The 12,455-nt window shown below is 54.9% G+C and carries 11 protein-coding genes; 5 read left to right on the forward strand and 6 right to left on the reverse strand.

Annotated features, from left to right (window positions below; translation table 11 throughout):
* Window positions 1-219: 219 nt before the first annotated feature.
* The gene (locus R3C20_24060; GenBank protein ID MEZ6043584.1) at window positions 220-699 is read right to left on the reverse strand and encodes a hypothetical protein; all 480 of its coding nucleotides are present in this window, start codon (window positions 697-699) and stop codon (window positions 220-222) included.
* Here R3C20_24060 and R3C20_24065 point away from each other — a divergent pair.
* Together R3C20_24065 and R3C20_24070 are read left to right on the forward strand one after the other, a co-directional pair.
* Window positions 686-1,297, forward strand: coding sequence for a hypothetical protein (locus R3C20_24065; GenBank protein ID MEZ6043585.1), 612 nt, complete (start codon window positions 686-688; stop codon window positions 1,295-1,297). The genes R3C20_24060 and R3C20_24065 overlap by 14 nt on opposite strands.
* Window positions 1,298-1,357: 60 nt before the next feature.
* A complete protein-coding gene (locus R3C20_24070; GenBank protein MEZ6043586.1) occupies window positions 1,358-2,083 on the forward strand; it encodes a hypothetical protein in 726 nt (241 codons plus the stop codon).
* Window positions 2,084-2,244: 161 nt separating this feature from the next.
* Here the strand turns inward: R3C20_24070 and R3C20_24075 are convergent, their stop codons facing one another.
* From R3C20_24075 to R3C20_24085, 3 genes are all read right to left on the reverse strand, one after another.
* Entirely contained in the window at window positions 2,245-3,336 is a 1,092-nt protein-coding gene (locus R3C20_24075) for a PQQ-binding-like beta-propeller repeat protein (GenBank protein ID MEZ6043587.1), read from the reverse strand.
* 165 nt (window positions 3,337-3,501) lie between these two features.
* Window positions 3,502-4,719, reverse strand: a complete 1,218-nt coding sequence (locus R3C20_24080) for an iron-containing alcohol dehydrogenase (GenBank protein ID MEZ6043588.1) — start codon at window positions 4,717-4,719, stop codon at window positions 3,502-3,504.
* A gap of 256 nt (window positions 4,720-4,975) precedes the next feature.
* The gene (locus R3C20_24085; protein MEZ6043589.1) at window positions 4,976-5,218 is read right to left on the reverse strand and encodes a hypothetical protein; all 243 of its coding nucleotides are present in this window, start codon (window positions 5,216-5,218) and stop codon (window positions 4,976-4,978) included.
* Between the two features lie 72 nt (window positions 5,219-5,290).
* Between R3C20_24085 and R3C20_24090 the strand changes: the two genes are divergently transcribed.
* Both R3C20_24090 and R3C20_24095 read left to right on the forward strand, forming a co-directional pair.
* A complete protein-coding gene (locus R3C20_24090; GenBank protein ID MEZ6043590.1) occupies window positions 5,291-7,126 on the forward strand; it encodes a hypothetical protein in 1,836 nt (611 codons plus the stop codon).
* A complete protein-coding gene (locus R3C20_24095; protein ID MEZ6043591.1) occupies window positions 7,071-9,833 on the forward strand; it encodes a hypothetical protein in 2,763 nt (920 codons plus the stop codon). Before R3C20_24090 ends, R3C20_24095 begins: the two co-directional genes overlap by 56 nt.
* 35 nt (window positions 9,834-9,868) lie before the next feature.
* Here the strand turns inward: R3C20_24095 and R3C20_24100 are convergent, their stop codons facing one another.
* Window positions 9,869-11,092 carry an N-acetylglucosamine-6-phosphate deacetylase gene (locus R3C20_24100; protein ID MEZ6043592.1) on the reverse strand — a complete coding sequence of 408 codons (1,224 nt, stop codon included), beginning with the start codon at window positions 11,090-11,092 and terminating at the stop codon, window positions 9,869-9,871.
* Between the two features lie 11 nt (window positions 11,093-11,103).
* Here R3C20_24100 and R3C20_24105 point away from each other — a divergent pair, with 11 nt between their 5' ends.
* Window positions 11,104-11,307 carry a hypothetical protein gene (locus R3C20_24105; GenBank protein ID MEZ6043593.1) on the forward strand — a complete coding sequence of 68 codons (204 nt, stop codon included), beginning with the start codon at window positions 11,104-11,106 and terminating at the stop codon, window positions 11,305-11,307.
* Here the strand turns inward: R3C20_24105 and R3C20_24110 are convergent.
* On the reverse strand, window positions 11,295-12,413 hold the full coding sequence (locus R3C20_24110) for a N(4)-(beta-N-acetylglucosaminyl)-L-asparaginase (protein ID MEZ6043594.1): 1,119 nt from the start codon (window positions 12,411-12,413) through the stop codon (window positions 11,295-11,297). The two genes, R3C20_24105 and R3C20_24110, sit on opposite strands and share 13 nt — an antisense overlap.
* Window positions 12,414-12,455 lie beyond the last annotated feature (42 nt).

Consider the following 12,455-nt stretch of genomic DNA (forward strand, 5'->3'; position numbering starts at 1 on the left):
CATACTTGAAGACATGCAAAGCAAACCCACCCCGTACGAGGCAACTCAAACGAATGCCGCGGATAAATCGGCCTCCCCCATCGGGACACAAAAGGGGTCAGGCACCGTTTCCATTGAGTCCGAGTGGTCCGCGATGACGAGTTGTGATTTCCAGACCCAGCTTTGCAGTTGCTTCCGTCGGACAAGGTTTCATCGCCAAATGGCGAACCGCGATTCATGCTACGACGGATTGCAGACAGCGAGACATGTTTCGCAGCCATGCGAGGCCAGCATCGTTTCGAACGTGGGAGCCGGATGGATGACAGCGCCTGACAACACAAGTCGATGTTCAGATCGCCGCGAAACAGAAACCGATCCTTTCACCGCTGCGCCACTCCACAGATGCAGCCACAATCGTTGCACGAACAACAGTCGCATCCGAATCAAAGCCAAAATCCGCCGGAACCGAACCACTATCAAATCGCCAATCCCAGGGTGACAACCCGTCGCCCCATCGGTAAACTGCTCCGCAGCGGATCCATTATCGTGATGAATCCCGCAGGCCAACAACCGAGCCACAATCACTCGCAAAGCGGCAAGCCATACAACAAGCGGGTCAGCCGGAGCCGTCGTCCACCCGCTTTCACAGGACAACCGGCTCGCTCCGGCTCGGTTTCGATGGTCGTTACCAGGCTCTATAAATCCGATGCAATATGTCATTGTTCTCCACGACAACAGCGACGATACACCTGAACTGCATTGTGGCCCCGTTCCTAATGGCGACGCTGATTATTTGCGTCTCGCTCTGAAGAATCTGACGCCCCTGTCTGACGAACACTATGTGAATGGACCGGCGGCAATTCTGCGCACAATGGCCAATCACAGCTATGTACTTGACGGCTCTCAGCTCTACTGGTGTATTGAGTGGGAGCCAGGCCTGCTGATCATTTCAATGGCCCCCGATGGCGAATTGAAATGGGTTGCATTGCGATCACCTGTTCCTGACTTCGGAGGGCGTGAGCCGCTGCCGGAGGACGGCGACCCGGACGACTACGATGACGGTGATAACCCTCAATACAACTTGATATTTACGCCTCTGGATGCGCAATATGATGCCGATGAGCGGGAAAGTGGATCCTTTGTGCCTGCAACGGAGGATTTTCAAAATCGATTCCATGTCGCCCTTGCACATGTGAAATCTCTCGGGGAGACGATTGAGCAACGACATGCGAATGACCTGGAAGCATGGATCGGCATCTGCCAGAAGAATCTCAGGGATTGGTGTGGAGAAGGCATCAGGCTGAAATCCGGCATATAAATATGCACATGCGCCGGAGCGGTCGCTGGCAGGTCTGCTCAGAAAGTGATGGAGTTTAAAATGTCTGATGATTACGAACGTCAATTTTCCCGCATTCATGCGCCCTACATGCAATCGGTTACGCTTGTCCACTGCGATGATGTGTTCGAGGCCCGGAAGAATGCGACTTCGCTGCAGCTGAGGAGCAACTGTGCGAATGTCGATCGCATCGGGGAATACAAAGCCATCAAACGCATCTATTGCGAATTGCGTACGGACTGGCTGAAGCCTCTTTCGAAGTTGCCGCTTCTTCAGCACATACAGTTCACTCTGCCAAAGACGCCCGCGATTCCCTCCCTCAGGATTCTTAATGGGATACGGACACTGGTCCTCTTGTGCAATCGGCATCAGGATAGCCTGACGTTTCTTCGGGGATTGAAATCGCTGCGTTCGCTGTGTGTGAGCGAAGCCGTTCAGGTCAGTGATCTGACCCCAATCGGTTCGCTCAACAATTTGCAGGAGCTGTACATTGACGGGTCAATGAGCAGCTCTGGCAAGGTTCGTTCCTTTGCACCTCTGGCGAAGCTCACGGATTTGCGTTTTGCCGTTCTGATGGTCAGGTCTGAGGAGAAGACCTCACCCCTTCGGCACCTGCATAAGCTGAAGAAGCTCGAATACCTTTCACTGGCTCCTCAGTTTGCCAGAGACGAAGAAGAGCTGAACTCACTACTGGACTCATTACCCTTGCTGAAGAAAATTGAGTTCAATGGCGGTCTGACGTGGCCAAGAACCAAACGCCGGGGATAATCCACTGGAGTTCACCCTCACGGCAAACCACTTCTATCCGGAACCTTTCGGCCCGAAGGAACATCGGCCGGAGTCCCTGCAGATGTGGCTCTTGCTCGGCACCTCGACCGCCGGACCTCGGGCATTAGACGTTGCCCCCCCGGCAATCCATTCCCGGAATGCTAGGCAAAACACCGAAGCCGGCCTTTGGAACTGTCTTCACCCGCCACCAGGCAACCTTCACCAATTGCGATGCCGGCGTTCACTGGCTTTCCCGCATTGAACTTCCAGACTTCTTTGCCATCGGCCAGTGACAAAGCGTAAAGATTACCGTCGCCTGAACCAAAGTAGACTCTCTTGCCGACAACAGCTGCAGAACATTCGATGCGGGCACGCGTGGCAAAATTCCATCGCGGTTGCCCCGAGATTCGATCGATCGCATGCAGGCGTTTGTCGTGACTGCCGACGATCACAAGATCATCCGTCACGGCGGCTGAGGCGTGATAAGGCATCGTGCGGTCGCCCGAATACCTCCACGTAAATTCACCGGTCTTCCAGTTCATCGCGACGACTTCCCCCGTGTGAGTGCCCACGTAGAGGATGTCACCGACGATGGCTGGTGAGGCAACCAGATACGAGCCCAGTTCGACGTCTTTGAACTGTTCGCCGGATTTCACATCGATCACACGCAGGTGTTCATCACATCCTGCCAGAAACGTAAAGTGTTCGGCAATGGCAGGCGAGCAGTTGACGCGGTCGTTGGTTTGAAACTTCCAGACTTCTTTGCCATCCAGCGAAAGGCAGTACAGGAAGGAGTCATGTGAAGCCAGCAGCAGCTGGTCTTCAAACTGGCTTACGCATCCCGCAATTTCGGCATCTGTCGTGAACTTCCACAGCCGTTTTCCCGTGACACGGTCCAGAGCATGCAGAACGCCATCTTCGTCACCGATGTAAACGGCGTCTTTGGTGACAAGCGGCGCCGCTTTGAAACCGGGAGCAAATTTTTCGGGATCCGGATCGTCGATTGAACGATGATTCCAGATTTCCCTTCCGGTCAAACGATCGAGGCAGTAGATCCTGCCTTCCAGAGCGGGAGCGTAAACGTGGTCGCCGACGATGGCCGGCGTAGCGATCCAGCCGTCTTTGCTTTCCATTTCCCAAAGCTGCTTTGGATTCTCTGACAACATGCAGGATGCCACACCGCGCTGGTCAGGGGTCGCTCGGAAACTGGGCCAGCCTGTGGATGAAATACGATCGCCGACCTTCGCCGACACGGCACTATCCTCACCTGCGGGCACTGTCAGCAGACTGTTTCCAGCCAATCCACCGGCCAAAATTGCTGTGAGGCGACCGAGTGATGATCGGCGACTGATATTCGAGGACTGGAACATATCGACTGCCCTGAACGTTGGAACTCGCTGAACGTCAATCCTGTGAACTCAGAGTGCGTTACGGTAGACCTGGACGAAAGCTTCGACATCCATTTTTCTGGGATTGAATGTCCCTGTCCACTGCTGCGCGGCTTCATCAGCCAGTCTTGTGATCAATGAATCGTCAATATCCGCATCGATCGTTTGACTCAGCGACACCGGCATATCCGCAAGGCGGAGCAATTCGGTAAAACCGTCCGCCAGAATCTCAACGGCCGTCCCGGATTTCGCGGACGCATTGCACCAGCCCGCCGCGGTAGCCAGGTCGTGGTAAAGGTCTGCGGCAACGACTGAATTCCATCGAATGATATGTGGCAGAAGCATTCCCACCGCGTGGCCGTGAACCGTGCCGAAATGCGCCGTCAGAGGATTCGCTGCTGCGTGTGCTGCCCCCAGCATACTGGCTTCAATGGAAGTGCCAGCGAAGAATGCCCCCAGTTGCATGTTACCGCGGGCAGCGAGGTTGCCAGGTTCGCGCAAAACGGTGGCGAATGACTGTGCCAAAAGCGACCAAGCATTCCTGGCAAACATTTGAGAAAATGGATTTCGTTTGGTTGTGACAAAGCTTTCGATGGCGTGCGTCATCGCATCGATCCCCGTTGCCGCAGCGACCGAAGGTGGCATGGTCACGGTCAGTTCCGGATCGAGAATGGCAACACGACATGCAGCCTTTGAATCCCCACACGCCATCTTGGTGTGGGTCTTTGCATCAGCGATCACTGCGAACGATTGCGCTTCGCTTCCGGTTCCGGACGTGGTGGGAATTGCAATCATGGGCAGCATAGGTTGAGTGGCACGACCAATGCCTTTGTAGTCGTGCATCTGGCCACCATTCGTCAGAAGAAAGTTGGCCCCTTTCGCGCAATCCATGCTGCTGCCGCCACCGAGCCCCACGATTAAGTCGATCCTGAGGGGGCTGGCAAATTCCACACATTTGTTAACGTCGTCTGTTGTTGGGTTTTGCGTGACGGCATCGAAGACAAAGACCTGCATCCCGGCTTCCTGAAGAACCCGACAGGCTGTTTCTGAGTGACCTGCGTCGCGAAGTCCTGGATCAGTGACCAGAAGGACGCGGTTCGCCTTCAGTTCGACTGCAATCGTGCCAAGCTGACCGAAAGTGCCGGTACCAAAAACCAGCCGCGTGCGTGGCGTGAAGTCAAAACTGGCCGGCGAACGGCTGTTAAGCGAGTTCGAGCTGGTAAAGTCAGTAGTTATCAAAGGCTGCATGAAACCGGAGCCGAAGGAGGGTAAGGCAGGCGAGGGGATTGGATCAGAGTGTTGTAGACGCAGGAAACCGTTGGAATTGCCGTAAAATCGCGTCACAGACGCTCAAAGCATACTTGCCCGCAACTTCAACAACAATGATTTGCGTCAAACCGAACGCAATCCAGCCGTATTTTGAAATGCGGCGTTTTGCTCACCGAAATTAAAGACGGCGCTCGGGCCGCTGACAATTGGGGAAAGCTGATTCCGCAGGTTTACTTCAAAGTCCAGCCTCGAATGATGCACCAATTCGCAATTGCTCAGGAGTCGTGGTTGTAGAGCGATCTCCGGCAAATTCAGGGTCGACAAGAAACACCAAACAGGAGACATTCCCGGACAAGCCGCAGGCCGGGATGGTTTTGGGGCACGAAATGGCGATTCGAGCCAGATCCTGATGGGACAACGTAAGAAAACCGATTTCCGGGTTCCCCCGTCCATGCCCCGCCTTTTGACTGAATTTCATGATTCTGACGAGCCCGAAATTCGGGACTCATCCGAGCTGGAGGTCGCTACGACTGCGTCAGCGAGGCAGCACATGGAATCGGGCGTCCACAATCAAGACCTCTCTTCGCTGCCAGAAACGAGGGCGAATTCGGGTGGACGTGCCTGGTTCTCGTTTCGTGGTGTTCCCACCTTCGTCATGATCGTCGTTGGCGTCCTTCCGTTCTGGGCCATGCCAGTCGCGCACATTGCAAGCGGGCCGGAGACAGCGACCGGATTTTTCCACGAAGAACTGCCGTATTACATGGCGAATGGCCGTGCTGCATTTGATCGCGGCAACGGTGTCATGTACCCAAACCCGTATGATCCGGATTTGAATGCCCCTGTTATCTATGCACACTGGCTGCTTTGGATGTTCGGCGTCGCGCCTCGGTTCTTCGGCACGGATCCGGGGCAGTTGATGCTGGCGTTGACGTTCTTTGCATCGATTGGATTTTCCTGGGCCACATGGCTTCTGGTGAAAGAACACACTCTGCAGACCGCCAGTCGAAAAAATGCGCAAATCCATCCGGATTTTCTCACCGATGCGTCGTCAGGTTTTCACCAACCGACGCCACATGCCGCCTACTTGATGGCGATGTGGGGTGGCGGCATACTCGTGGTTGGTGGCTGGATTGCAATGTTGCTCGGAAGCGGCAATTCAACTCTGCTGCAGTTCGATCCCGGCAGTGGCCTTTGGTTTCTGAACTGGGGCCGCAATGCAACCTTCGCCACCGAAGCTGTCTATCACACGCTGGTTGCGTTCTGCTGGCTGAGTGAAATGAAAGATCGTCGCATCGCCGGAACGGCATTCTGCTTCGCACTGGCAACCACGCATCCATGGTCAGGCGTGGAACTTCTTCTGACTCTTAATCTTTGGCGATCCGTTCAGTGGCTGCGCGAACGCGACAAACGTTCTCTGGTATTACTCTGCACTGCCATGGGCATGCTGCTGGTATTTCTCATCTACTACAAAGTCTGGCTTCCAACATTTCCGCAGCACGCCCGGTTACAAAACGTTTGGGAGCTGGACTGGAGCCTGTCGACGGTTTCAGCTGTCTTCGGTTGGTGTATTGTTGGTGCGTTTGCTCTCGCCCGACTGGCGCAGAGCATTATCGCAGTCTCTCCGCGGCCGATCGTCATCGAACCATCGAATCGAAAGTCGGCAGACAGGACCGGGCAACAATCGCTGGTAAACACAGATCTGACTTCTGTTCAATCAAAACAGGTGTCGCTTTCCACCGCGGAACTCTTCCTGTGCTGCGCAGCGGCTGTTGCAATGGGCCTTGCCCTTCACGATCGACTGATGAAACCTGTCCAGCCATTGCACTTTACCCGCGGTTATATCTGGATGCCGCTTTTTCTGCTGGGTCTGCCTGTCATGCAGTCGTGGTGGAACCGGAGTCTTCGATCGGGTCTGCGAGGAAAGCTGGCGGTTGTGGGATTTGTCCTGATGTTCATCGCCGATAACGCTGGTTTTGCCTGGATTCAATCGAGCTGGGAACTGGACAGAACGCGTGGCTATCATCTGAGCCTGCACGATCGAGCCTTAATTGCAGACCTGCATAAACGAACGCCCGGCGCCGTTGTACTGACTGAGTCACCGGTTGTGAACTACCTGATTCCGGCCTATGCAAACCTGCGTCCGTGGCTGGGCCATCAGTTCAACACGCCCGATCACCGTCGTCGAGCCGAAACGATGGCTTCAATTTTCGCGGATGAAAAAGTACACGTGAACAGAATTCCGGATGATATTGACCTGCTTGTCATCCAAAGGACTCGCGACGATTCTGAACTGATCGATTCGCCAGAATGGATTGCGCTGGAAACTCCGAATGCCGAATGGCAAGCCTGGGGCCAAACTCGCGATTCCGGCACATTTTTACCGTGAACGCGCGGCTGAAGAGACTGATGCGATGAGAACAGCTGTCTTCTGTCTTTCCATGACCCTGGTTTCTGTCGTCTCACAGGCTGAATCGGTGCGACTGCCCGCGACACAGGATAATTCGATCGTGATGGTCGAGGGTGAATGGACCCGGAACGAAGGAAGCAACGGCCGAATACGCATCAAAGGAAACCAACACATTGTTGCGATGAACTTTGATGTCTCGCCCATCCGTGGCAAACTCATCAACCATGCGACGCTGGTCTGCCATCAGTCCGCCGAATCAATTTCGGGAGTGACAATTTCGACAATTGCAGCTCCCTGGGATGAACGGACTTCCAACGGTTTGACTTCCGGTGCCCAGCATTTTGACGGGTGGGGCTACTCCAACGCTCGTTTCCCCGCGATCTGCGGCGGCAACGCCTTTACGCTGGTGCATCAGACCGAATCCGTCGTGACTGACGGTGCATATCACTGGGAGATTCCGGTGGATATGGTGCATGCATTGTCGACCGGCGTCGCCTACGGCCTGGCAATTCATGAACATGATGCCGACTACAGCCGCAACCCCTCCATCTATTCAAGAGAACAGTCAGGCAAACAGCCGTATCTGCTTGTCGATATTCTGGAGGAAACCGATGCCAGACCTCAGCAGCCAACGGAACTGAAGCTGCTTCCTGTTGATGCAGGTTCAGCCAAACTAAATCTTCGAGCACCTCAGAATGGATTTGCCTATGAGGTCAGGGTGGATGGGCACTCCGTGGCACGACACAACATTCCCCTTGTTCGGGCCGGTGAAGAACAGACCATTCTTCTCAGAGATCTTCCTGAAACGTCCAGCGTATCCGGTCTTCATGAGATTACAGTCATAACAATTAACCGCACCGGAGAACAGACTGATCCTGCTGTTGTGAGAGGGCGTCTGTTCGATTTCGATTCCCCGGTCTTCCCCAGGGTTGAGATTCCGGAAAACGCTGATCAATCCGTTAACGGCAAGGCCGACGGTGTCGAGCCCGATGTCAACAGGAATGTTGTCGACACTGGAGTCATACCAGTCACCGATAAGTATGATCAATCCGGGCAGCCGGTCAGTGCATTGCCACCGGACTACCGACGTCACAACTGGTTGTTTGACGGACAGCGAATCCATCTGACTGCGGCGGCCGGTGAAGTAGTCAGTTTTCAAACGCTGCTGCGAGGGTCAGGAGACGTTCGGCTGCAATGCGAATTCGATGGTTCACCGATGCGCGTGGACATGTACAAGGCGATCTATGTGCCCGTCAACGGCCGGATGGTTCCCGATCCACTGATGCCACTGCCCGAGAAAATCCGCCTTTCACAGAACACCGATCAGTCACTGCTGGTCGACGTCTTCGTTCCGTTCGATTCGCCAGCAGGCACCCGTCGCGGAATGCTCCGGATTTCCGATGGACGTTCTGTCCCGATCGAACTGACGATTCTTCCGGTTCAGTTGCCGAAACGAGCCGCGTTTCATTGTGAAATGAACGGCTACGGCATGCCGGATCACGTGGACGATTTTTATGCATTACAGCAGGTCGCCTATGATCATCGCGTTCATGCAAACATCCTGCACTATTCCCATCATTCCGCTGCGCCGGGTGTTCGAAAGAGCAATCTTGATATGCGGCTTCGTTCCGGTCGGCGGATGGACAACCAGCGATATGATGCGATCGCCCCGCGCGCTCAACACGCCTACTGGGATGATTTTGTTGAAGCGTTCGGCCCTTATCTGAACGGCACTTTCTTCAGGAACGGGCACCGAGGCAGTATTCCCGCGCCTGGATTCTATCTGACGTTCCATGAGAGCTGGCCGCTGAACTGCCGAACGTACTTCAACGGTCACCCGGACGCATACCGTGCGTTCGCAACAACACCCGAGTATGCTCAGACATTCCTAAATATCGTTGACGACTTTGCCCGTCTTGCGCATCGAGAAGGCTGGGACGAAACAGGGTTTCAGGTGTACTTCAATAACAAGGGATCCCTGACTGAAACAACAAAGGCTCCGTGGATTCTGGACGAACCGACCTCTTACTGGGACTATCGCGCACTTCAGTTTTATGGCGAACTTACTGACAGCGGACGCAATCCAACGCAGAATGAATCGATCCGTTATCGGATCGATATCTCTCGACCGGAATTTTGCCGTGGGCAACTGGCCGATCGCAGTGATTTATGGGTCGTTGCATCTGCTGCATTTCAAAATTACCGCCGCCTGATCACAGATCGAATGCAGCAGAATGCGACCAGAGTCTGGGTCTACGGAACGACTAATCCCGTCGATGAAAGTAATCGACAAGTGCAGGCATGGGCACTGGATTCGTGGAAGTCTGGTGCAACGGGTATCGTTCCCTGGCAGACGATTGACAAGACTGGCAACGCACTTCAGAAGGCAGACCAGCTGGGGCTATTCATCTTCGATAAAACGGCATCCGGTGAAACCGTCGTGCGTCATTCAATGCGTTTGAAAGCCTATCGCGATGCCGAACAGCTCATCGCGCTGTTGCAGCTGGTGCAGGACCGAATGCAGTGGAACGCGAATCAAATGGCAGCGTTCGCAGATCATTATGTCACGCTGGCAGGAACCGTGCAAAAGGTGAATGATGCCGATGCAGGCACCAGTGAATACGACAGCGGGTCACTGATCGCCATCGACGCACTCAGACAGGCTGCGATCACGCTGCTTCGGTGATCTGTTTGTCGCTGAAAAAGACAAGAAGACGCGGCTTAATCGGCTCCGGTCCCGCTTGCCAGCGAGCTGACCTGAACTCCTTCGGAATATGACGCCACGGCCTGGAAGCTGTACTTCGTCCCGCTTTGGGTATCGGTCGACGGCAGCCGGAACAGGGTGAAAGTGGCTTCGTTTCCGGCACGCAGCGAGCGGTTGTTGAAACCAAAAACGCTGGCAGGCTTCGTAGACCCCGCATTCCAGATGTCGTGCAGGAGTGACAACGGGGTGTCGGAGTTCTCTGGTTTCATGACATTCAGCAGCTGAGCAACACAGTCGCCGGTGGTTGCACCGGATCCGGCAAGGAATTCCGTTTGACCCGCAACCACAATCCGTCCGTCGTCAAGAACGTCGACGGCAACTCCACCCGCCTGGTAACTGCCGGGATCACATCCACCAAACCCAGAGACATCACAGGTTAGCAACAATCGATCGTACGACTTGCACCGAACAATACACTTCAGCATGTCGCCTGGCACATGCCAGCCATCTGCGATAACGCTGACGGACAGTCGATCATCCGCCAGTTGTGGCCAGAAGATATTGCGATGTCGATTTATCATGGCAGCACATCCGTTGCCAAGATGTGTGCTGAGCGTCGCGCCCGCCTGAATGGCGGCATGAATCTGATCTGGCGTTGCGGCCGTGTGTCCAATGGAAATCACAATTCCCTGGGCGGTTGCAGAACGGATGAAATCCACGGCTCCCGGCGATTCCGGCGCTAGTGTGATCAGGCGGATCATTCCCCCTGAAGCTTCCTGCCATCGTTCCAATTCTTTGAGACAGGCTGGTCGGACATGCTGGCGCGGATGGGCTCCGCGCGGACCATCCTGATCAGAAATCGAAGGACCTTCCAGGTGAATTCCCCTGACCATTCCGGCAACGAGTTTGTTGCCGAGGCAGGCCTGACGAATCGTGTTTACACCGTGAAGCATGGCTTCGAACGAGCAGGTGATCAGTGTAGGAAAGAACTGGGGCACTCCGCGATCTGCCAGCGCCAGAGCAATTCGGGTGACTTCGTCTTCCGTGAGCGTTTCGCTGCAAAACCACAGACCGTGATAACCGTTGATTTGTATGTCGAACAACCCGGGAGCGACGAAGGGCAACGATGCTGCAAGATCGGCATCGCAATCGAGTGATTGAACGGAATCGATCCTGTCATTCAGAAAATGAACAGCAACGGGCCGAAGCGACTGATAATCGATTGCGTGCAGCGTTGTCATCGATGGATGCCGTGAAATGTCCCGAGTTGTTTCTTGCTGAATCCACGCCCCCCGCGGTTGAGGCAGGGTTCGCCGTCACGCGAACCGGATATCCGGACGAACTCCGAACGTGGTACCGTATGAGGGCGATGCGTCCGGACAAACGCGCACCATTTGATGACTCGCGATTGCGTGGTCGTCGATACCGCTTCGCTGATCCGAACTATTTGGTGTAGAGCGTCCTGCAGTCTTCCAGCCGAGTCCCATTGGCGTCTGTAATTGCAAACTTTGCGGGACCCCACATACTGACTCCGGCATGCCTGCCATCTTTGGCCAGCAGATAAAAGCTAAGGCCAAAATCCGGACGGCCCTGTGCATCTTTCAAACGAAGCTCAGTGGTTTTCGCAACACGTCGCAGGATTTCCATCCCCGCCTCTTCCGGTGATGCTCCCTGCCTCATCAATTCAACGCCTGCAAAGGAGCACATATTCTGAAGATTCGCTTCTCCACGCCCGGTACTGCCACACGAACCCACTTCATTGTCGCAGTAGAGTCCGGCACCAATAATTGGTGAGTCACCGACCCGTCCGGGAATCTTGAATGCCAGACCACTGGTGGTCGTCGTGCACGAAATATCAGCATTCGCATTGATACCCGCGCAATGAATTGTTCCGGTGGGACGGCGGAAGCGATGCGTCCGCAATGCCTCCCATGAAGAACTGGATGCCAGTGTTGCTTCATCCAGACCGACAGAATTGCGCCGGAAAAATTCAGCGACTTTCTTATCAGTATTTTCCGCAGCCGGCAGCCAGTCGTCTTCCTCGCTGAGATTTTCTTTCCAGGCCAGCCAGATCTTACGAGCGTGTTCGGTCAACAGGTTCTCTTCCGGAAAACCGTGGGCCCGGGCAAATTCCAATGCGCCCTGGCCCACCAGCAGCACATGATCGGTCCGGCGCAGGACCTGAAGTGCCACCTGAGCCGGGTGCTTGATGTTCTGAATGGAAGCGACTGCACCAGCCTTGTGACTCGGCCCATGCATGACCGCCGCGTCCAGCTCCACAATTCCACGTTCATTCGGCAGGCCTCCGTACCCGACACTCGTGTCATCCGGATCCGCTTCGACAATGCCGACCCCGGCGACAACAGCATCCAGCGGATCGCTTCCTTCCGTAATCATTTGCCACGCCTTCTTCGTGGCTTCCTGCCCGTTGGCAGATGAAATCACTTTCACGGGCGGCTGTGAATTCCGAGCCAATCCGGCTGCAGCACTGGAAAAAACACCGATACCGGCGGCTGCTGTACTGGCAGACTGCATAAACAGGCGACGCGACAAATCTGACATGGAACGGGCTCCTGAGTGCGAGCTGGTGGGATTTCGTCATTC

Source organism: Planctomycetaceae bacterium, assembly GCA_041398825.1.
Lineage (GTDB): Bacteria > Planctomycetota > Planctomycetia > Planctomycetales > Planctomycetaceae > F1-80-MAGs062.